This window comes from Streptomyces griseicoloratus (genome assembly GCF_014534645.1).
Taxonomy (GTDB): domain Bacteria; phylum Actinomycetota; class Actinomycetes; order Streptomycetales; family Streptomycetaceae; genus Streptomyces; species Streptomyces griseicoloratus.
In genome coordinates this window covers 131432-152257 of sequence record NZ_JACVQF010000181.1, presented here as the reverse complement: position 1 = coordinate 152257, position 20826 = coordinate 131432, and the positions used below count along the sequence as shown (strand labels likewise).

Below are 20826 nucleotides of genomic sequence, written 5' to 3'. Positions count from 1 at the left end.
CGGACACGCGGGGACCGCGTTCACTGGCGGCTCCGGCGACGCCCGCGGTTATTCGAGCTTTCCACTCCCGTCACGCTGCGTCCATACGAACGGCCCGATCCCGGCGCCCGACCGCCCCGGGACCGGGGTCCGGGTGCCCGGCCGTCGCTCACGCGCGCGCGTGGCTACGATGGGCCAGCCGGTGGTCAGCAAGGGCCACGCGGCCACACCGACCCCTCGGGAAGGCCATGCTGAACAAGTACGCGCGTGCATTCTTCACGCGTGTCCTCACACCGTTCGCCGCGTTTCTCATCCGCCGGGGCGTGAGCCCGGACACGGTCACGCTCATCGGCACCGCCGGTGTGGTCGCGGGTGCGCTGGTCTTCTACCCCATGGGCGAGTTCTTCTGGGGCACGGTCGTGATCACGCTGTTCGTGTTCTCCGACCTCGTCGACGGCAACATGGCCCGCCAGCTCGGCCGCTCCAGCCGCTGGGGGGCCTTCCTGGACTCCACGCTCGACCGGGTCGCCGACGGCGCGATCTTCGGCGGTTTCGCCCTCTGGTACGCGGGCGGCGGGAACGACAACGTCCTGTGCGCCGTCTCGATCTTCTGCCTGGCCAGCGGCCAGGTGGTGTCGTACACCAAGGCGCGCGGCGAGTCGATCGGCCTGCCGGTCGCCGTCAACGGGCTCGTCGAGCGCGCCGAGCGGCTGGTGGTCTCCCTGGTCGCGGCCGGATTCGCCGGCCTGCACAAGTTCGGCGTGCCCGGCATCCAGTACCTCCTGCCGATCGCCCTGTGGATCGTCGCCGTCGGCAGCCTCGTCACGCTGATCCAGCGCGTCGTCACGGTCCGCCGGGAGTCCGCCGAGGCGGAGGCCGCCGCGGCCGGGCAGGGCGCCCGGGGGAGCGAGGCCGCGAAGTGAGTGCCCGGGACCGGCTGACCGACGCGCTCTACGGCGCCGGCTGGAGCACCGTCAAGAAGCTCCCGGAGCCCGTCGCCGCACGGCTCGGCCGCACGATCGCCGACGTCGCCTGGAAGCAGCGCGGCACGGGCGTGAGGCGGCTGGAGAGCAACTACGCGCGCGTGCTGCCGGACGCGAGCCCCGAGCGGCTCGCCGCCCTCTCGCGCGCGGGCATGCGCTCGTACCTGCGCTACTGGATGGAGTCCTTCCGGCTGCCCGCCTGGAGCGGCGAGCGCATCCGCACGGGCTTCGCCCCCAAGGACCTGCACCACCTGACCGAGGGCCTGGCCGCCGGCAAGGGCGTCGTCCTGGCCCTGCCGCACCTGGCCAACTGGGACCTCGCCGGCGCCTGGGTCACCACCGAGCTCGGGATCCCCTTCACGACGGTCGCCGAGCGGCTCAAGCCGGAGACCCTCTACGACCGTTTCGTCGCCTACCGCGAGGGCCTCGGCATGGAGGTCCTGCCGCACAGCGGCGGCACGGCGTTCGGCACGCTGGCCCGGCGGCTGCGCGACGGCGGCCTGGTCTGCCTGGTCGCCGACCGGGACCTGTCCGCCTCCGGGGTGGAGGTCGAGTTCTTCGGCGAGACGGCCCGGATGCCGGCCGGCCCCGCCCTGCTCGCCCAGCAGACAGGGGCGCTCCTGCTGCCGGTCACGCTCTGGTACGACGAATCGCCCGTCATGCAGGGGCGCGTGCATCCGCCGGTCGAGGTGCCCGGGTCAGGTACCCGGCGCGAGAAGACGTCTGTCATGACACAGGCGCTGGCCGACGCCTTCGCCACCGGGATCGCCGACCATCCGGAGGACTGGCACATGCTGCAGCGCTTGTGGCTGAAGGACCTCGATCCGGCCAAGGCCCCGTCGCAGCCCGGGCAGGGCGCGTCGTGAGGATCGGCATCGTCTGCCCGTACTCCTGGGACGTGCCGGGCGGCGTCCAGTTCCACATCCGTGACCTCGCCGAGTACTTCATCCGCCTCGGCCACGAGGTGTCCGTCCTCGCGCCCGCCGACGACGAGACCCCGCTGCCGCCCTACGTCGTCTCCGCGGGGCGCGCGGTCCCGGTGCCGTACAACGGCTCGGTGGCCCGGCTGAACTTCGGCTTCCTGTCGGCGGCCCGGGTACGGCGCTGGCTGCACGACGGCGCGTTCGACGTCATCCACATCCACGAGCCGACCTCGCCCTCCCTCGGCCTGCTGACCTGCTGGGCGGCGCAGGGCCCGATCGTGGCCACCTTCCACACCTCCAACCCGCGCTCCCGCGCGATGATCGCCGCGTACTCGATCCTCCAGGCGGCCCTGGAGAAGATCAGCGCGCGCATCGCGGTGAGCGAGTACGCCCGCCGCACCCTCGTCGAGCACCTGGGCGGGGACGCCGTCGTGATCCCCAACGGGGTCGACGTCGACTTCTTCGCCAAGGCCGCCCCCAAGCCCGAGTGGCAGGGCGGCACGATCGGCTTCGTCGGGCGCATCGACGAGCCCCGCAAGGGCCTGCCGGTGCTGATGAGGGCCCTGCCGAAGATCCTCGCCGAGCGGCCGGAAACCCGGCTGCTGGTCGCCGGGCGCGGCGACGAGAAGGAGGCGGTGGCCTCGCTGCCCGCCGAGCTCCGCTCCAGGGTGGAGTTCCTCGGCATGGTCAGCGACGAGGACAAGGCCCGCTTCCTGCGCAGCGTCGATCTGTACGTGGCGCCCAACACCGGCGGCGAGAGCTTCGGGATCATCCTGGTCGAGGCCCTGTCGGCGGGCGCTCCCGTGCTCGCCTCCGACCTGGACGCCTTCGCACAGGTCCTCGACCAGGGCGCGGCCGGTGAGCTGTTCGCCAACGAGGACTCCGACGCGCTCGCCGACGCGGCCGTACGCCTGCTGGCGGACCCGGAACGGCGGGACCGGCTGCGCGAGCGGGGCAGCGCCCACGTACGGCGCTTCGACTGGTCCACGGTCGGGGCGGACATCATGTCGGTCTACGAGACGGTGACGGCGGGCGCGGCGGCGGTCGCCACGGACGACCGCGCGACGGGCCTGAGGGCCCGCTTGGGACTGGCGCGGGACTGAGCGGACTTCGAGGCCGGGACGGCTCACTCAGCCCGTCCGGCGTTTGAGGACGAGGCCGTCCAGGCCGAAGCGGGGGCGCGGGGGCGGCAGCCCCCGGCGACGGTCACCGAGGGACCCGGCAAGACAGGCGGAGCGCCCCGGTAGCCTTGCCGCCCGTGACCGCAACCCTGATCTGGATCCTCGTCGTCCTCGTGGCCATCGGCCTGTACCTGAGCTGGACGGCGGGACGGCTGGACCGGCTGCACGCCAGGATCGACGCCGCCCGGGCCGCCCTGGACGCGCAGCTGCTGCGCAGGGCCTCCGTGGCACAGGAACTGGCCACCGCGGGCGTGCTCGACCCGGCCGCCTCGATCGTGCTGTACGAGGCCGCGCACGCCGCCCGCCAGGCCGAGGAGGAGCAGCGGGAGGTCGCCGAGAGCGAGCTGAGCCAGGCCCTGCGCGCGGTGTTCGCCGACCCGCAGCAGGTGGACGTGCTGCGCGAGGCGCCCGGGGGCGAGGAAGCGGCCCACGAGCTGACCGAGGCCGTACGGCGCGTGCCCATGGCCCGGCGGTTCCACAACGACGCCGTGGGCGCGGCCCGCCGCCTGCGCGAGCACCGCAAGGTGCGCTGGTTCCGGCTGGCCGGACACGCGCCCTTCCCGCTGGCCTTCGAGATGGACGACGAGCCGCCCGCGGCGCTGGTGGACCGGGCGGCCTGAAAAGGAGCCACCGCCTTCCCATTGGCCCTTGCTGTGGCCTGGTCCGTTCACGTTTCCTCAGTGCTGAAGAAACCCTCTTTACCCTTCAGTGAGGTATCCGTGTCCAGCACGCTCTCCGAAAACCAGGCTCCCGAGACCGGCACCGCCCGCGTGAAGCGCGGCATGGCCGAGCAGCTCAAGGGCGGCGTGATCATGGACGTTGTCACGCCGGAGCAGGCGAAGATCGCCGAGGACGCGGGCGCCGTCGCGGTCATGGCCCTGGAGCGGGTCCCGGCCGACATCCGCAAGGACGGCGGCGTGGCCCGCATGTCCGACCCGGACATGATCGAGGGCATCATCGACGCGGTCTCCATCCCCGTGATGGCCAAGTCCCGCATCGGCCACTTCGTCGAGGCCCAGGTCCTGCAGTCCCTCGGCGTCGACTACATCGACGAGTCCGAGGTCCTCACCCCGGCCGACGAGGTCAACCACTCCGACAAGTGGGCGTTCACCACTCCCTTCGTCTGCGGCGCCACCAACCTCGGTGAGGCCCTGCGCCGGATCGCCGAGGGCGCGGCGATGATCCGCTCCAAGGGCGAGGCCGGCACCGGCAACGTCGTCGAGGCCGTCCGCCACCTGCGCCAGATCAAGAACGAGATCGCCCGCCTGCGCGGCTACGACAACCACGAGCTGTACGCCGCCGCCAAGGAGCTGCGCGCCCCGTACGAGCTGGTCAAGGAGGTCGCCGAGCTGGGCAAGCTGCCGGTCGTGCTGTTCTCCGCCGGCGGTGTGGCCACCCCGGCCGACGCCGCGCTGATGCGCCAGCTCGGTGCCGAGGGCGTCTTCGTCGGCTCCGGCATCTTCAAGTCGGGCGACCCGGCCAAGCGCGCCGCCGCCATCGTGAAGGCCACCACCTTCTACGACGACCCGAAGATCATCGCGGACGCGTCCCGCAACCTCGGCGAGGCCATGGTCGGCATCAACTGCGACACCCTCCCCGAGGCCGAGCGCTACGCCAACCGCGGCTGGTGACGCGGACCGGCGACGACCGGCAACAGAGACTGGCACCAGGGACTGGTAATCACCCCATGAACACTCCTGTCATCGGCGTCCTGGCACTCCAGGGCGACGTACGGGAGCACCTCATCGCCCTGGCCGCGGCCGATGCCGTGGCCAGGCCGGTCAGGCGCCCCGAAGAACTCGCCGAGGTGGACGGCCTGGTCCTGCCCGGCGGCGAGTCCACCACCATCTCCAAGCTGGCCGTCCTCTTCGGAGTGATGGAGACCCTCCGCGCGCGCGTGCGGGACGGCATGCCCGTCTACGGCACCTGCGCCGGCATGATCATGCTGGCCGACAAGATCCTCGACCCGCGCTCCGGCCAGGAGACGGTCGGCGGCATCGACATGATCGTCCGGCGCAACGCCTTCGGACGGCAGAACGAGTCCTTCGAGGCCGCGCTCGACGTCAAGGGCATCACGGGCGATCCTGTGGAGGGCGTCTTCATCCGCGCGCCCTGGGTGGAGTCCGTGGGCGCCGGGGCCGAGGTGCTCGCCGAACACGACGGCCACATCGTCGCCGTCCGCCAGGGCAACGCGCTGGCCACGTCGTTCCACCCGGAACTGACCGGCGACCACCGGGTGCACCGGCTCTTCGCCGACATGGTGCGCGCGAACGGCACGGCGGAGTCCTTGTAGGATCTCTGGGGTTCGTACAAAGACGGGTTACGCGAAGGAGACAGGCAGATGTCCGGCCACTCTAAATGGGCCACGACGAAGCACAAGAAGGCCGTCATCGATGCCAAGCGCGGCAAGCTCTTCGCGAAGCTGATCAAGAACATCGAGGTCGCGGCCCGGATGGGCGGCGCCGACCCCGACGGCAATCCGACGCTGTACGACGCCATCCAGAAGGCCAAGAAGCAGTCGGTGCCCAACAAGAACATCGACTCCGCGGTCAAGCGCGGCGCGGGCCTGGAGGCCGGCGGCGCCGACTACGAGACGATCATGTACGAGGGTTACGGCCCGAACGGTGTCGCGGTGCTCATCGAGTGCCTCACCGACAACCGCAACCGCGCCGCCTCCGACGTCCGCGTCGCCATGACCCGCAACGGCGGCTCCATGGCCGACCCGGGCTCGGTGTCGTACCTGTTCAACCGCAAGGGCGTCGTCATCGTCCCCAAGGGCGAGCTGACCGAGGACGACGTGCTCGGCGCCGTCCTGGAGGCGGGCGCCGAGGAGGTCAACGACCTCGGCGAGAGCTTCGAGGTCATCAGCGAGGCCACCGACCTGGTCGCGGTCCGCACCGCCCTGCAGGACGCCGGCATCGACTACGAGTCCGCCGACGCCAACTTCGTCCCCACCATGCAGATCGAGCTGGACGAAGAGGGCGCGAAGAAGATCTTCAAGCTCATCGACGCGCTGGAGGACAGCGACGACGTGCAGAACGTCTTCGCGAACTTCGACGTCAGCGACGAGATCATGGAGAAGGTCGGCGCCTGACGCCGCGCCGCACGGCGTCCTCGACGGGCCGGTGGGACACGTCCCCCCGGCCCGCCGCCGTTGTCGGTGGTACCCGATAGCCTGCACAAACAGGCGATCGAAGGGAAAGCGCGTGCGCGTACTGGGGGTGGACCCGGGGCTGACCCGCTGCGGGGTCGGTGTCGTGGAGGGCGTCGCGGGCCGGCCGCTCACCATGCTCGGCGTCGGTGTCGTGCGCACGCCCGCGGACGCGGACCTCGGCCTCCGCCTCGTCGCCGTCGAGCAGGGCATCGAGCAGTGGCTCGACGAGCACCGGCCGGAGTTCGTCGCCGTGGAACGCGTCTTCAGCCAGCACAACGTGCGCACGGTCATGGGCACCGCCCAGGCCAGCGCCGTCGCCATCCTGTGCGCCTCCCGGCGCGGCATCCCGGTCGCCCTGCACACCCCCAGCGAGGTCAAGGCCGCCGTCACCGGCACCGGACGCGCCGACAAGGCCCAGGTGGGCGCCATGGTCACCCGCCTGCTGAGACTCGCCGAGCCCCCGAAGCCCGCCGACGCCGCCGACGCGCTCGCGCTCGCCATCTGCCACATCTGGCGCGCCCCCGCGCAGAACCGGCTCCAGCAGGCCCTCGCCCTGCACGCATCGAAAGCCCCGCAGGCCCCGCGGGCCCCCCACGCATGAAAGGCCGTACGGCATGATCGCCTTCGTCAGCGGCACGGTCGCCGCCCTCGCTCCCGACGCCGCGGTGGTCGAGGTGGGCGGGGTCGGCATGGCCGTCCAGTGCACACCGAACACGCTGTCCACCCTGCGCGTCGGCCAGGCCACCAAGCTCGCCACCTCCCTCGTCGTCCGCGAGGACTCCCTGACCCTGTACGGCTTCGCGGACGACGACGAGCGCCAGGTCTTCGAGCTCCTGCAGACCGCCAGCGGCGTCGGCCCCCGCCTCGCCCAGGCCATGCTGGCCGTCCACACCCCGGACGCGCTGCGCAGAGCGGTCTCGACCGGTGACGAGAAGGCGCTGACCGCCGTCCCCGGCATCGGCAAGAAGGGTGCGCAGAAGCTGCTGCTGGAGCTGAAGGACCGACTCGGCGAGCCCGTCGGAGCCCCCGCCGTCGGCGCCCCGGTCAGCACCGGCTGGCGCGACCAGCTGCACGCCGCCCTGATCGGCCTCGGGTACGCGACCCGCGAAGCCGACGAGGCCGTGTCCGCCGTGGCCCCCCAGGCGGAGGCCGCAGGAGGCCCGCCGCAGGTGGGGCAGCTGCTCAAGGCGGCCCTGCAGACCCTGAACCGAGCCCGCTGACCCGCCTGCGCCCCCTGCAAGGAGAACCTCAGTGAACTGGGACGACACGACCGGCACGGACGCCGGGGAGCGGCTGGTGGGATCTGCCGCCGACCGCGAGGACCAGGCCGTGGAGGCCGCGCTGCGCCCCAAGGACCTCGGCGAGTTCATCGGGCAGGAAAAGGTCCGCGAACAGCTCGACCTCGTGCTGCGCGCCGCACGCGCGCGTGGCGCCACCGCCGACCACGTGCTGCTCTCCGGCGCCCCCGGCCTCGGCAAGACCACCCTCTCCATGATCATCGCCGCGGAGATGGGCGCCCCCATCCGCATCACCTCCGGCCCCGCCATCCAGCACGCCGGCGACCTCGCGGCGATCCTGTCCTCGCTCCAGGAGGGCGAGGTCCTCTTCCTCGACGAGATCCACCGCATGTCGCGGCCCGCCGAGGAGATGCTCTACATGGCGATGGAGGACTTCCGTGTCGACGTCATCGTCGGCAAGGGCCCCGGAGCCACCGCGATCCCCCTCGAACTGCCCCCGTTCACCCTGGTCGGCGCCACGACGCGCGCGGGCCTCCTGCCGCCCCCGCTGCGCGACCGCTTCGGCTTCACCGCGCACATGGAGTTCTACGGACCGGCCGAGCTGGAGCGCGTCGTCCACCGCTCGGCCGGCCTGCTCGACGTCGAGATCGACACCGCCGGCGCCGCCGAGATCGCCGGTCGCTCCCGTGGCACGCCCCGCATCGCCAACCGCCTGCTGCGCCGGGTCCGCGACTACGCCCAGGTCAAGGCCGACGGACTGATCACCCGGGAGATCGCCGCGGCGGCCCTCGCGGTGTACGAGGTCGACGCCCGGGGCCTGGACCGCCTCGACCGGGCCGTGCTGGAAGCCCTGCTCAAGCTGTTCGGCGGCGGTCCCGTGGGCCTGTCCACCCTCGCGGTCGCGGTGGGGGAGGAGCGCGAGACCGTGGAGGAGGTCGCCGAACCCTTCCTCGTACGGGAGGGCCTGCTCGCGCGCACCCCCCGCGGGCGGGTCGCGACCCCGGCCGCCTGGGCGCATCTCGGCCTCACGCCGCCGCACGCACAGAACCCGGGAAACGGACAACAGGACCTGTTCGGGGCGTGATGCCGTCGTCACGGCGAGCACACTGGCCGGACCAGGAACCCTGGTGCCATGCTGAGCGTTGTTCCATGCGCGCGGACTCGCTTAGACTCCGCCGATGCCGCCTCTGTCGGCGGTGCACACACCCCCAACCATCAGGCCGCTCACCATCGCGGTCGTGTGAAGGAAGTACCGACCCGTGAGTCTCGTGACCCTCCTCCCGTTCATCGTGCTCATCGGGGCCATGTTCCTGATGACCCGGTCGGCGAAGAAGAAGCAGCAGCAGGCCGTCGAGATGCGGAACCAGATGCAGCCCGGTTCCGGCGTCCGCACCATCGGGGGCATGTACGCCACGGTCAAGGAGGTCAACGAGGACACGGTCCTCCTCGACGCCGGTCCGGGCGTCGAACTGCTCTTCGCCAAGAACTCCATCGGCGCCGTCCTGAGCGACGACGAGTACAACCGCATCGTGCACGGCATCGAGCACGACCTGAAGTCCGACGCCGACATCGTCCCGGACGACGCCTCCTCCCTCACCGAGACCGACGCCTCCGCCACCGACGCCTCCGACGACAAGCCCGTCGACCTCGGCAAGAAGGACGCGGCCGACGAGCCGGCCGACGACGCCGCGCCCGCCGAGGCGAAGACGGACGAGCAGGCGAAGAAGGCCGACGGCGGCTCCGAGGCGAAGTAGCCGTGCCCCGGGGCGCGCGGGCAGGGCCCGCGCGCCCCGCGTGACGCGCGGCTCGCACGGTATCCCGACACCATGTCATGGCCGCCGGTACGCCGACCCGGCGCGAGGCGGCCCGAGAGGGAGTACGAGAAGGTGGCAGCACCTAAAAAGGGACGTAATGCGAGCGCACCGAGCAAGCCGGGGCGCTCGCTGGCCCTGATCCTGATCGCCATCGTGGCGCTCACCGGGGGGATGTTCGCCTCCGGGCACACCACTCCGCGTCTCGGCATCGACCTGGCCGGCGGTACGAGCATCACGCTCCGCGCCGAGTCCGAGCCCGGCCAGGAATCCGCGATCAACAAGACCAACATGGACACCGCGGTCGAGATCATGGAGCGCCGCGTCAACGGCCTGGGCGTCTCCGAGGCCGAGGTGCAGACCCAGGGCGACCGGAACATCATCGTCAACATCCCCAAGGGGACGAACTCCAAGGAAGCCCGCGAGCAGGTCGGCACCACCGCCAAGCTCTACTTCCGTCCGGTCATCGCCACCGAGCTCTCCGGCCCGGCCGGGACGGCCAGCCCCACGCCGAGCGCGTCCGGCAGCCCCTCCGGCGAGGCCACCGACAAGGCCGCCGACAAGGCCACGGACAAGGCCACCGGCGACGAGAAGGCGAGCTCGTCGCCGTCCGCCTCCGCATCGGCGAGCTCCACCACCCAGGGCCGTGCGGTCACCGACGCCCTGAAGGCCGACCCCTCCCCGTCCGGCGACGCCTCCGGCAAGGCCTCGCCGTCCCCGAGCGCCACCGCCTCCGGCAGCGGCGACGACGGCGAACTCCAGGCCCAGTACGCCGCGCTCGACTGCACCGACGAGGCGGCCCGCGCCAGGGCCGGCGACGGCGCCAAGCCGCAGGACGCGACGGTGGCCTGCGGCCAGAACTCGCAGGGCCAGTGGCAGAAGTACATCCTCGGCCCCGCCGAGGTCGACGGCACGGACGTCGACGACGCCCAGGCCGTCTTCAACACGCAGACCGCCGCCGGCTGGACCGTCACGATGGACTTCACCGACGGCGGCGCCAAGAAGTTCGCGAGCATCACCGGCAAGCTGGCGAAGAACCAGTCGCCGCAGAACCAGTTCGCCATCGTCCTGGACAACGAGGTCGTCTCCGACCCGTACGTCAGCCAGGCGCTGACCGGCGGCAACGCCGAGATCTCCGGCAACTTCACGCAGGAGGAGGCCCAGAGCCTCGCCAACATGCTGTCCTACGGCGCCCTGCCGCTGACCTTCAAGGAGGACAGCGTCACCACCGTCACCGCCGCGCTCGGCGGTGAGCAGCTGCAGGCCGGCCTGATCGCGGGCGCGATCGGCCTCGCCCTGGTCGTCATCTACCTCCTCGTCTACTACCGCGGCCTGTCGTTCATCGCCGTGGCCTCGCTGCTGGTGTCCGCGGCCCTGACCTACGTGATCATGTCGCTGCTCGGCCCGACCATCGGCTTCGCCCTGAATCTGCCGGCGGTGTGCGGTGCCATCGTCGCCATCGGCATCACCGCGGACTCGTTCATCGTGTACTTCGAACGCGTCCGCGACGAGATCCGCGAGGGCCGCTCGCTGCGCCCCGCCGTCGAGCGGGCCTGGCCGCGCGCCCGGCGCACCATCCTGGTCTCCGACTTCGTGTCGTTCCTCGCCGCCGCGGTGCTCTTCATCGTCACCGTCGGCAAGGTCCAGGGCTTCGCCTTCACGCTGGGTCTGACCACCCTGCTCGACGTGGTCGTCGTGTTCCTCTTCACCAAGCCGCTGCTCACGCTGATGGCCCGCCGCAAGTTCTTCGCGAGCGGCCACAAGTGGTCCGGTCTGGATCCGAAGAGCCTGGGTGCCAAGCCGCCGCTGCGCCGCACGCGCCGCCCCGCCCACCCCGCCGGCCCTGTCGAGACGAAGGAGGCGTGAGATGTCGAAGCTCGGCAACCTCGGCGCCCGACTGCACCACGGCGAGATCGGCTACGACTTCGTCAAGAACCGCAAGATCTGGTACGGCATCTCGATCCTGATCACCATCACGGCCATCGTCGGCCTGGCGGTGCGCGGCCTGCACATGGGCATCGAGTTCCAGGGCGGTGCGGTCTTCACCACCCCGAAGAACATGAGCGCCTCGGTGTCCCAGGCCGAGGGGTACGCGGAGGAGGCCTCCGGCCACGACGCGATCGTCCAGAAGCTGGGCGACGGCAGCCTGCGCATCCAGATCGCCGGCACCGACACCGCCCAGTCGGACCAGATCAAGGAACAGCTCGCCGAGGACCTCAAGGTCGAGGCGGAGAGGATCAACGCCGATCTGGTGGGCCCCAGCTGGGGTGACCAGATCGCCAACAAGGCGTGGCAGGGCCTCGGGATCTTCCTGGTCCTGGTGGTGATCTATCTGGCGATCGCGTTCGAGTGGCGCATGGCGCTCGCCGCGTTCGTCGCGCTGATCCACGACATCACCATCACCGTCGGCATCTACGCCCTCGTCGGCTTCGAGGTGACGCCCGGTACGGTCATCGGTCTGCTGACGATCCTCGGTTACTCGCTCTACGACACGGTCGTCGTCTTCGACAGTCTCAAGGAGCAGACGAGAGACATCACCAAGCAGACCCGCTGGACGTACGCCGAGATCGCCAACCGGTCGATCAACAGCACGCTGGTGCGCTCCATCAACACCACGGTGGTCGCGCTCCTGCCGGTGGCCGGTCTGCTGTTCATCGGCGGCGGTGTGCTCGGCGCAGGCATGCTCAACGACATCTCGCTGTCGCTGTTCGTCGGTCTCGCGGCCGGTGCGTACTCGTCGATCTTCATCGCCACGCCGCTCGTCGCCGACCTCAAGGAGCGCGAGCCGCAGATGAAGGCCCTCAAGAAGCGCGTCCTCGCCAAGCGGGCCCAGGCCGCGGCCAAGGGCGAGTCCCCGGAGGACGACGTCGCGTCCGGCCCGCTCGACGACGAGCCGGACGACGCGGCCGCCGCGGTCGTCGGCGCCCGCAACCAGTCCGCGTCCCGCACGCGCGGCCGTGGCCGACCCTCGGGGAAGCGCCGATGACCGACATCCGGGAACTGCTCCTCAGCCGCATCCGGGACGTGGCCGACTATCCGGAGCCGGGCGTGGTGTTCAAGGACATCACCCCGCTCCTGGCGGACCCGGCGGCGTTCACCGCGCTCACCGACGCGCTCGCCGAGATCGCCGAGCGCACCGGTGCCACCAAGATCATCGGTCTGGAGGCCCGCGGCTTCATCCTCGGCGCCCCGGTCGCCGTCCGGGCCGGCCTCGGCTTCATCCCCGTACGCAAGGCGGGCAAGCTCCCCGGAGCCACCCTCAGCCAGGCGTACGACCTGGAGTACGGCTCGGCCGAGATCGAGGTGCACGCCGAGGACCTGAGCGCCGGCGACCGCGTCCTGGTCGTCGACGACGTCCTCGCCACCGGCGGCACCGCCGAGGCCTCGCTGCAGCTGATCCGCCGGGCCGGTGCCCAGGTCGCGGGCCTCGCCGTCCTGATGGAGCTGGGCTTCCTCGACGGACGGGCCCGGCTGGAGCCGGCTCTGGCCGGGGCCCCGCTGGAGGCGCTCCTCACGGTCTGACAGGTCTCGTGGCACCCCGGAGGCGGGCCCGGAGGAATCCGGCGTCCGCCTCCGGCGTTTCTCTGGTTGACGGCCCTCACAATGGCCAGAAGGCGATCCTGGGACGCAGGATCGCTACCATGGGGTTTCCGGAGCCTGACCGGGGGACCCGGATCGCGCACGAGGAGTCCTCTTGCCAGACGAGGCCCAGCCACTGACCGCCGCAAAGCCCGAGTCCGCCTCGGCCTCCGCGGCCAAGCCCGCGCCGAGCGCGCCCCACGCGAAGAACGACACCCGCGGGCCGCTCCAGCACGCCCAGTCGGCGCCCGTCGACAAGCCGGCCGAGCAGCCCCGTCCCAAGCCGGCGCCGCCCGAGCGCGCCCCCAACCCCCCGGTCGTCCGCGCGCCCGCCGGGCCGCCCACCCGCTCGGGCTCCTCCAACCGCGTCCGCGCCCGCCTCGCACGCCTCGGCGTCCAGCGCGCCAACCCCTACAACCCGGTGCTGGAGCCGCTGCTCCGGATAGTCCGGAGCAACGACCCCAAGATCGAGACGGCCACCCTCCGCCAGATCGAGCGCGCCTACCAGGTCGCCGAACGCTGGCACCGCGGCCAGAAGCGCAAGAGCGGCGACCCGTACATCACGCACCCGCTCGCCGTCACCACCATCCTCGCCGAGCTGGGCATGGATCCGGCCACCCTCATGGCCGGCCTGCTGCACGACACCGTCGAGGACACCGAGTACGGCCTCGACCAGCTCCGCCGCGACTTCGGCGACACGGTCGCCCTGCTCGTCGACGGCGTCACCAAGCTCGACAAGGTCAAGTTCGGCGAGGCCGCGCAGGCCGAGACCGTGCGCAAGATGGTCGTCGCCATGGCCAAGGACCCGCGTGTCCTGGTCATCAAGCTCGCCGACCGCCTGCACAACATGCGCACGATGCGCTACCTCAAGCGCGAGAAGCAGGAGAAGAAGGCGCGCGAGACCCTGGAGATCTACGCGCCGCTCGCCCACCGCCTGGGCATGAACACCATCAAGTGGGAGCTGGAGGACCTCGCCTTCGCGATCCTCTACCCCAAGATGTACGACGAGATCGTCCGCCTGGTCGCCGAGCGCGCCCCCAAGCGCGACGAGTACCTCGCCGTCGTCACCGACGAGGTCCAGCAGGACCTGCGCGCCGCCCGCATCAAGGCGACCGTCACCGGACGGCCCAAGCACTACTACAGCGTCTACCAGAAGATGATCGTCCGCGGCCGTGACTTCGCGGAGATCTACGACCTGGTGGGCATCCGCGTCCTCGTGGACACCGTCCGCGACTGCTACGCGGCCCTCGGCACCGTGCACGCGCGATGGAACCCGGTCCCCGGCCGGTTCAAGGACTACATCGCGATGCCCAAGTTCAACATGTACCAGTCGCTGCACACGACGGTCATCGGGCCGGGCGGCAAGCCGGTCGAGCTGCAGATCCGCACGTTCGACATGCACCGCCGCGCCGAGTACGGCATCGCCGCGCACTGGAAGTACAAGCAGGAGGCCGTCGCCGGCGCCTCCAAGGTGCGCACCGACGTGCCCAAGGCCGGCAAGGACAAGGACGCCATCAACGACATGGCGTGGCTGCGGCAGCTGCTGGACTGGCAGAAGGAGACCGAGGACCCCGGCGAGTTCCTGGAGTCGCTGCGCTTCGACCTCTCCCGCAACGAGGTCTTCGTCTTCACCCCCAAGGGCGACGTCATAGCGCTCCCCGCGGGCGCCACCCCCGTCGACTTCGCGTACGCGGTGCACACCGAGGTCGGCCACCGCACCATAGGAGCCCGGGTCAACGGCCGGCTGGTCCCTCTGGAATCCACCCTGGACAACGGCGACCTGGTGGAGGTCTTCACCTCCAAGGCGGCCGGCGCGGGCCCCTCCCGCGACTGGCTCGGCTTCGTGAAGTCGCCACGCGCCCGCAACAAGATCCGGGCCTGGTTCTCCAAGGAACGCCGCGACGAGGCCATCGAGCAGGGCAAGGACGCCATCGTCCGCGCCATGCGCAAGCAGAACCTGCCGATCCAGCGCATCCTGACCGGCGACTCCCTGGTGACCCTGGCGCACGAGATGCGCTACTCGGACATCTCCGCGCTGTACGCGGCGATCGGCGAGGGCCATGTCTCCGCGCAGAACATCGTGCAGAAGCTGGTCCAGGCGCTCGGCGGCGAAGAGGCCGCCACCGAGGAGATCGACGAGGCGGTACCGCCCACCCGTGGTCGCGGACGCAAACGCCGGACGAGCGCCGACCCGGGGGTCGTCGTCAAGGGCGTCGAGGACGTGTGGGTCAAGCTGGCCCGCTGCTGTACGCCCGTGCCCGGCGACCCGATCATCGGCTTCGTCACCCGCGGCAGCGGCGTCTCGGTCCACCGCAGCGACTGCGTCAACGTCGACTCGCTGTCCCGTGAGCCCGAGCGGATCCTGGAGGTCGAGTGGGCGCCCACCCAGTCCTCCGTCTTCCTGGTCGCCATCCAGGTCGAGGCCCTGGACCGCTCCCGGCTGCTGTCGGACGTCACGCGCGTGCTGTCCGACCAGCACGTCAACATCCTCTCGGCGGCCGTCCAGACCTCCCGCGACCGCGTCGCCACCTCCCGCTTCACCTTCGAGATGGGCGACCCCAAGCACCTCGGTCACGTCCTGAAGGCCGTACGGGGCGTGGAGGGCGTCTACGACGTGTACCGGGTGACGTCGGCACGCAGGCCCTCGTGACGTAGCCCCACGAAGGAGGCGGCCCGGCGGTGGGACACACCGCCGGGCCGCCTCCTTCGTACGGGTCGGTCAGCCGCCGAACTCCTGCAGACCCTTCAGCGCCTGGTCCAGCAGCGCCTGCCGGCCCTCCAGCTCCTTCTCGAGCTTGTCGGCCTTGGCGTTGTTGCCCTGGGCGCGCGCCTGCTCGATCTGGGACCGCAGCTTGTCCACCGCGGCCTGGAGCTGGCCGGTCAGACCCTCGGCACGCGCGCGTGCCTCCGGGTTCGTCCGGCGCCACTCGGCCTCCTCGGCCTCCTGGATCGCCCGCTCGACCGCGTGCATCCGCCCCTCGACCCTCGGCCGGGCGTCGCGCGGCACGTGGCCGATGGCCTCCCAGCGCTCGTTGACCGAGCGGAACGCGGCACGGGCCGCCTTCAGGTCCCGGATCGGCAGGAGCTTCTCGGCCTCCTCGGCCAGCTCCTCCTTGAGCTTGAGGTTCTCCGCCTGCTCGGCGTCGCGCTCGGCGAAGACCGAGCTGCGGGCGGCGAAGAAGACGTCCTGGGCACCGCGGAAGCGGTTCCACAGGTCGTCCTCGTGCTCACGCTGGGCACGGCCGGCGGCCTTCCACTCGGCCATCAGGTCGCGGTAGCGCGCGGCCGTCGGACCCCAGTCCGTCGAGTTCGACAACGCCTCGGCCTCGGCGACCAGCCGCTCCTTGGTCCGGCGGGCCTCCTCGCGCTGCGCGTCCAGCTGGGCGAAGTGCTGCTTGCGCCGCTTGGAGAACGCCGACCGGGCGTGCGAGAAGCGGTGCCACAGCTCGTCGTCCGACTTGCGGTCCAGCCGCGGCAGACCCTTCCAGGTGTCCACCAGCGCCCGCAGCCGCTCGCCGGCCGCCCGCCACTGGTCGGACTGCGCCAGCTCCTCGGCCTCGGCGACCAGCGCCTCCTTCGCGCTGCGCGCCTCGTCGGACTGCTTGGCCCGCTGCGCCTTGCGCTCCTCGCGCCGCGCCTCCACCAGCTCCACGAGCTTGTCCAGCCGGGCCCGCAGGGCGTCCAGGTCGCCCACCGCGTGGTGCGCGTCGACCTGCTCGCGCAGGTGCTCGACGGCGGCCAGGGCGTCCTTCGCCGACAGGTCGGTGGTCTTCACTCGCTTCTCGAGGAGGCCGATCTCGACAACCAGGCCCTCGTACTTGCGCTCGAAGTAGGCCAGCGCCTCCTCGGGGGAGCCTGCCTGCCAGGAACCGACGACCTTCTCGCCGTCGGCCGTACGCACGTACACGGTCCCCGTCTCGTCGACGCGGCCCCACGGGTCGCTGCTCACAGCGCCTCCTCCACATGATGCCTGCGGAGGGTTTTGCCGCCCCCGGGCATCGTCCACAGTTTCGTCACGGCCAACATAGGCGACCGGCGGGTGGCCTGTCCGCATCCCGCGCGACCGAAATTTCGCAGTTGGGGGTCAGGATTTCGTGACGGTCGCCTTGTCGATCACGACCGTCGCGTTCGGCGCTCCGTCACCCGCGCCGGTGCTCTCCCCGGCGGCGGCGATCTTCTTCAGCACCGTCATGCCGTCCTTCGAGATGGTCCCGAACGGTGTGTAGCTGGGGGGCAGCGGACTGTTCTGGTACACGAGGAAGAACTGGCTGCCGCCGGTGCCCGGCTGACCGGTGTTCGCCATCGCCACCGTGCCCGCCGGGTACGTGTTGTCCTTCAGGCTCTTGTCCTTCAGGTTCTCGTCCGGGATGTTGTAGCCGGGACCGCCGCTGCCCTGCCCCGTCGGGTCGCCGCACTGGAGCACGTAGATCCCGTTGGTGGTGAGCCGGTGGCAGCTCGTGTGGTCGAAGTAGCCCTTGCCGGCCAGGAAGTTGAACGAGTTGACGGTGTGCGGCGCCGCCGACGTCTTCAGGTCGATGTCTATGTCGCCGCAGGTCGTCGCCAGCGTCATCGTGTACTTCGCCGACTTGTCGATGGTCATCGCAGGCTCCTTCTTCCAGGTCTGCGTCTTGACCTTGCCCTCGGCCGGCTTGTCGCACGGGTCCGGCGCCTTGCTGGTGGGCGAGGCGCTCGGCGTGACCTCCGCGCTCGCGTTGGTCTTGGAGTCGTCGTCCTTGAGGACCCCGGTCGTGTACAGCGCGAGGCTGCCGACCAGGACCACGCCGAGCACCGACGCGATCACCGCGTTGCGCATGCGCGCCTTGCGCCGCGCGGAGGTACGTCGCTGCTGCTGCCGCAAGAACTTCTCCCGGGCGAGCTGACGCCGCCGCTGTTCCTGGCTGACCACGGGGTTCTCTCCTCATGCGTCGTGTGTGCCGACCGGTACGCGTGCGCGCGATGAGCCGACCGCCTGCGTGTAGCCCCGTACCGTATATGGGTTCGCTGAGGAATCGGCACCGCCGGTAGGCTCTGACCAGGGCGCAGCCGGCCCTCAAGCCCACCCGAACCGACACAACGAAGGACGATCGTGCTCATTGCCGGGTTCCCCGCCGGGGCCTGGGGGACGAACTGCTACCTCGTCGCCCCCGCCGCCGGTGAGGAGTGCGTGATCATCGACCCCGGCCACCAGGCCGCCCAGGGAGTCGAGGACGCACTCGCCAAGCATCGGCTCAAGCCCGTCGCCGTCGTCCTCACCCACGGCCACATCGACCACGTGGCCTCGGTCGTCCCGGTGTGCGGCGCGCACGACGTGCCGGCCTGGATCCACCCCGAGGACCGCTACATGATGAGCGACCCCGAGAAGGCCCTCGGCCGCTCCATCGGCATGCCGCTGATGGGCGAGCTGACGGTGGGGGAGCCGGACGACGTCAGGGAGATGACCGACGGCGCGAAGCTGGAGCTGGCGGGCATGGAGCTGACGGTCGCGCACGCGCCGGGCCATACCAAGGGGTCGGTGACCTTCGGCCTGCCCGAGGCGGCGGACATCCCGCCGATCCTGTTCTCGGGCGACCTGCTGTTCGCCGGCTCCATCGGACGCACCGACCTGCCCGGCGGTGACATGGCCGAGATGCTCGACTCGCTGGCCCGCGTGTGCCTGCCGCTCGACGACTCGACCGTGGTGCTGTCCGGCCACGGCCCCCAGACGACCATCGGCCACGAGCGCGCCACCAACCCGTATCTGCGGCAGGTGGCGGCCGGCCAGGGAGCCGGCGAGGCTCCCCGACGAGGAATGTGACGAGAGACCTTCCGTGAGCACCTTCAAGGCCCCCAAGGGCACGTACGACCTGCTGCCGCCGGACTCGGCGAAGTACCTCGCCGTCCGCGAGGCGATCGCCGCCCCGCTGCGGGGCTCCGGCTACGGCTACATCGAGACGCCCGGCTTCGAGAACGTCGAGCTGTTCGCGCGCGGTGTCGGCGAGTCCACCGACATCGTGACCAAGGAGATGTACGTCTTCGAGACCAAGGGCGGCGACAGGCTGGCGCTGCGCCCGGAGACGACGGCCCCCGTGCTGCGCGCGGTCCTGGAGGCCAACCTGCACAAGGCGGGCAACCTGCCGGTGAAGGTCTGGTACTCCGGCTCGCAGTACCGCTACGAGCGCCCGCAGAAGGGCCGCTACCGCCACTTCTCCCAGGTCGGTGCCGAGGCGATCGGCGCGGAGGACCCGGCGCTGGACGCCGAGCTGATCATCCTGGCCGACCAGGCGTACCGCTCGCTCGGCCTGAGCCGGTTCCGGATCCTGCTCAACAGCCTGGGCGACAGGGAGTGCCGTCCCGTCTACCGGGCCGCCCTCCAGGACTTCCTGCGCGGCCTGGACCTCGACGAGGACACCCTGCGCCGCGCCGAGATCAACCCGCTGCGCGTCCTGGACGACAAGCGTCCGGAGGTGCAGAAGCAGCTCACCGACGCCCCGCTGCTGCGCGACTACCTGTGCGACGCCTGCAAGGCGTACCACGAGGAGGTCCGCGAGCTGATCACCGCGGCGGGCGTGGCCTTCGAGGACGACCCGAAGCTGGTGCGCGGCCTGGACTACTACACGCGCACGACCTTCGAGTTCGTCCACGACGGCCTCGGCTCCCAGTCCGCGGTGGGCGGCGGCGGCCGCTACGACGGCCTGTCCGAGATGATCGGCGGCCCCTCCCTGCCGTCGGTCGGCTGGGCCCTCGGCGTCGACCGGACGGTCCTCGCGCTGGAGGCGGAGGGCATCGAGCTGGACATCCCGGCCGCGACCTCCGTGTTCGCCGTCCCGCTCGGCGAGGAGGCCCGCAGGGTCCTCTTCGCGAAGGTCACCGAGCTGCGCAAGAACGGTGTCGCCGCCGACTTCGCCTACGGCGGCAAGGGCCTCAAGGGCGCCATGAAGAACGCCAACCGCAGCGGCGCCCGCTACGCGATCGTCGCCGGCGAGCGCGACCTCGCCGACGGCGTCGTCCAGCTCAAGGACATGGAGTCCGGCGAGCAGACCGCGATCGGCGTGAACGAGATCGTGGCGGAGCTGGAGTCCCGGCTCGGCTGACCGTTCCGTACGCCGACGGGGCACGCGCGTTCGTTCGCGCGTGCCCCCGTCGAACGGGTTTCGGCCGGAGTGCACTGCGCCGGGGTGATCGCCGGTGCGTTCTTGTGTTCATCGAACAGTGGCTTTACAGGCCGGTGCGGCACAATGGCACTGCCCGAAGCAGGCCCGACACTCAAAATGACGGAATCGGCGTGATGAGCGAGACGACAGTGAAGGACGCTTCCACCGAGCCCGAACGCGCGCCGCAAGCCGGTGCCGGCACCCGGCGCTCCGAAGGCGGCAGCCGGGCCTTCGCCCTGCTCCTGGTGATCACCGGTGCGGCCGGAGTACTCGCCGCCTGGGTCATCACGCTCGACAAGTTCAAGCTGCTCGAGGCCAAGGTCAAGGGCGAGACCTTCACCCCCGGGTGCAGCCTGAACCCGGTCGTCTCCTGCGGCAGCGTCATGGAGAGCGACCAGGCCTCCGTCTTCGGCTTCCCCAACCCGATGCTCGGCCTCGTCACCTACGGCATCGTGATCTGCGTCGGCATGAGCCTGCTGGCCGGGGCCCGCTTCCCGCGCTGGTACTGGCTCACCTTCAACGCTGGCACCCTGTTCGGCGTCGTCTTCTGCGCCTGGCTGACGTTCCAGTCCCTGTACCGGATCAACGCCCTGTGCCTGTGGTGCTGCCTGGCCTGGGTCGCCACGATCCTCATGTTCTGGTACGTGACGTCGTTCAACGTCCGCAACGGCTTCCTGCCCGCGCCCGGCTGGCTGAAGAGCTTCTTCGGCGAGTTCACCTGGGTCATGCCGGTGCTGCACATCGGCATCATCGGCATGCTGATCCTGACCCGCTGGTGGGACTTCTGGACCGGCTGACGGACCGGCTGACGGGCCGGCCGACGGCGCCCGCCGCGTTGTCAGTGCGGT

Annotated in this window: 20 protein-coding genes; 18 read left to right on the top strand and 2 right to left on the bottom strand. The window is 70.9% G+C overall.

Annotated elements, in window-relative coordinates; translation table 11 throughout:
* Positions 1-227: 227 nt before the first annotated feature.
* From pgsA to relA, 15 genes are all read left to right on the top strand, one after another.
* Positions 228-902 (top strand): phosphatidylinositol phosphate synthase, encoded by a 675-nt coding sequence (gene pgsA / locus H0H10_RS10420; protein ID WP_188180586.1) that lies wholly within the window; start codon positions 228-230, stop codon positions 900-902.
* A complete protein-coding gene (locus H0H10_RS10415) occupies positions 899-1828 on the top strand; it encodes a phosphatidylinositol mannoside acyltransferase (protein ID WP_188180585.1) in 930 nt (309 codons plus the stop codon). The genes pgsA and H0H10_RS10415 overlap by 4 nt, the downstream gene beginning before the upstream one ends.
* The gene (locus H0H10_RS10410; protein WP_188180584.1) at positions 1825-2988 is read left to right on the top strand and encodes a glycosyltransferase family 4 protein; all 1164 of its coding nucleotides are present in this window, start codon (positions 1825-1827) and stop codon (positions 2986-2988) included. The genes H0H10_RS10415 and H0H10_RS10410 overlap by 4 nt, the downstream gene beginning before the upstream one ends.
* A 155-nt stretch (positions 2989-3143) precedes the next feature.
* Positions 3144-3686 (top strand): LemA family protein, encoded by a 543-nt coding sequence (locus H0H10_RS10405; protein WP_188180583.1) that lies wholly within the window; start codon positions 3144-3146, stop codon positions 3684-3686.
* 99 nt (positions 3687-3785) lie between these two features.
* Complete coding sequence (gene pdxS / locus H0H10_RS10400) at positions 3786-4697, top strand: pyridoxal 5'-phosphate synthase lyase subunit PdxS (RefSeq protein ID WP_188180582.1); 912 nt, start codon at positions 3786-3788, stop codon at positions 4695-4697.
* A 56-nt stretch (positions 4698-4753) separates the two neighbouring features.
* Positions 4754-5359 carry a pyridoxal 5'-phosphate synthase glutaminase subunit PdxT gene (gene pdxT, locus H0H10_RS10395; protein ID WP_188180581.1) on the top strand — a complete coding sequence of 202 codons (606 nt, stop codon included), beginning with the start codon at positions 4754-4756 and terminating at the stop codon, positions 5357-5359.
* Between the two features lie 48 nt (positions 5360-5407).
* Entirely contained in the window at positions 5408-6160 is a 753-nt protein-coding gene (locus tag H0H10_RS10390) for a YebC/PmpR family DNA-binding transcriptional regulator (protein ID WP_188180580.1), read from the top strand.
* A 112-nt stretch (positions 6161-6272) separates the two neighbouring features.
* The gene (gene ruvC / locus H0H10_RS10385) at positions 6273-6821 is read left to right on the top strand and encodes a crossover junction endodeoxyribonuclease RuvC (protein ID WP_188180579.1); all 549 of its coding nucleotides are present in this window, start codon (positions 6273-6275) and stop codon (positions 6819-6821) included.
* A 13-nt stretch (positions 6822-6834) separates the two neighbouring features.
* The gene (gene ruvA / locus H0H10_RS10380) at positions 6835-7440 is read left to right on the top strand and encodes a Holliday junction branch migration protein RuvA (protein WP_188180578.1); all 606 of its coding nucleotides are present in this window, start codon (positions 6835-6837) and stop codon (positions 7438-7440) included.
* Positions 7441-7471: 31 nt separating this feature from the next.
* Positions 7472-8542, top strand: coding sequence for a Holliday junction branch migration DNA helicase RuvB (ruvB, locus tag H0H10_RS10375; RefSeq protein ID WP_188180577.1), 1071 nt, complete (start codon positions 7472-7474; stop codon positions 8540-8542).
* Positions 8543-8717: 175 nt separating this feature from the next.
* Positions 8718-9212: a preprotein translocase subunit YajC gene (yajC, locus tag H0H10_RS10370; RefSeq protein WP_188180576.1), complete on the top strand. Its 495-nt coding sequence runs from the start codon at positions 8718-8720 to the stop codon at positions 9210-9212.
* Between the two features lie 132 nt (positions 9213-9344).
* Positions 9345-11135: a protein translocase subunit SecD gene (secD, locus tag H0H10_RS10365; protein ID WP_188180575.1), complete on the top strand. Its 1791-nt coding sequence runs from the start codon at positions 9345-9347 to the stop codon at positions 11133-11135.
* Position 11136: 1 nt separating this feature from the next.
* The gene (secF, locus tag H0H10_RS10360; RefSeq protein ID WP_188180574.1) at positions 11137-12255 is read left to right on the top strand and encodes a protein translocase subunit SecF; all 1119 of its coding nucleotides are present in this window, start codon (positions 11137-11139) and stop codon (positions 12253-12255) included.
* On the top strand, positions 12252-12791 hold the full coding sequence (locus tag H0H10_RS10355) for an adenine phosphoribosyltransferase (RefSeq protein WP_188180573.1): 540 nt from the start codon (positions 12252-12254) through the stop codon (positions 12789-12791). The genes secF and H0H10_RS10355 overlap by 4 nt, the downstream gene beginning before the upstream one ends.
* Positions 12792-12963: 172 nt before the next feature.
* Positions 12964-15498 (top strand): GTP pyrophosphokinase, encoded by a 2535-nt coding sequence (gene relA, locus H0H10_RS10350; RefSeq protein ID WP_188180572.1) that lies wholly within the window; start codon positions 12964-12966, stop codon positions 15496-15498.
* Positions 15499-15567: 69 nt separating this feature from the next.
* Here the strand turns inward: relA and H0H10_RS10345 are convergent, their stop codons facing one another.
* The gene (locus tag H0H10_RS10345) at positions 15568-16797 is read right to left on the bottom strand and encodes a DUF349 domain-containing protein (RefSeq protein WP_188180571.1); all 1230 of its coding nucleotides are present in this window, start codon (positions 16795-16797) and stop codon (positions 15568-15570) included.
* A 135-nt stretch (positions 16798-16932) separates the two neighbouring features.
* Positions 16933-17754 (bottom strand): peptidylprolyl isomerase, encoded by an 822-nt coding sequence (locus H0H10_RS10340; protein ID WP_188180570.1) that lies wholly within the window; start codon positions 17752-17754, stop codon positions 16933-16935.
* Between the two features lie 180 nt (positions 17755-17934).
* Here H0H10_RS10340 and H0H10_RS10335 point away from each other — a divergent pair, with 180 nt between their 5' ends.
* The 3 genes from H0H10_RS10335 to H0H10_RS10325 all read left to right on the top strand — a co-directional run bounded on the left by H0H10_RS10335 (position 17935) and on the right by H0H10_RS10325 (position 20775).
* Complete coding sequence (locus H0H10_RS10335) at positions 17935-18642, top strand: MBL fold metallo-hydrolase (protein WP_188180569.1); 708 nt, start codon at positions 17935-17937, stop codon at positions 18640-18642.
* 13 nt (positions 18643-18655) lie between these two features.
* Entirely contained in the window at positions 18656-19918 is a 1263-nt protein-coding gene (hisS, locus tag H0H10_RS10330; protein WP_188180568.1) for a histidine--tRNA ligase, read from the top strand.
* Positions 19919-20112: 194 nt separating this feature from the next.
* Positions 20113-20775 (top strand): vitamin K epoxide reductase family protein, encoded by a 663-nt coding sequence (locus tag H0H10_RS10325; protein WP_188180567.1) that lies wholly within the window; start codon positions 20113-20115, stop codon positions 20773-20775.
* Positions 20776-20826: the final 51 nt, after the last annotated feature.

Bases quoted from the DNA above. Each gene is read 5' to 3' on its own strand.
- pgsA (WP_188180586.1), top strand. From the start codon at position 228: ATGCTGAACAAGTACGCGCGTGCATTCTTCACGCGTGTCCTCACACCG.
- pdxT (WP_188180581.1), top strand. From the start codon at position 4,754: ATGAACACTCCTGTCATCGGCGTCCTGGCACTCCAGGGCGACGTACGG.
- H0H10_RS10390 (WP_188180580.1), top strand. From the start codon at position 5,408: ATGTCCGGCCACTCTAAATGGGCCACGACGAAGCACAAGAAGGCCGTC.
- ruvA (WP_188180578.1), top strand. From the start codon at position 6,835: ATGATCGCCTTCGTCAGCGGCACGGTCGCCGCCCTCGCTCCCGACGCC.
- secF (WP_188180574.1), top strand. From the start codon at position 11,137: ATGTCGAAGCTCGGCAACCTCGGCGCCCGACTGCACCACGGCGAGATC.
- H0H10_RS10355 (WP_188180573.1), top strand. From the start codon at position 12,252: ATGACCGACATCCGGGAACTGCTCCTCAGCCGCATCCGGGACGTGGCC.
- H0H10_RS10325 (WP_188180567.1), top strand. From the start codon at position 20,113: ATGAGCGAGACGACAGTGAAGGACGCTTCCACCGAGCCCGAACGCGCG.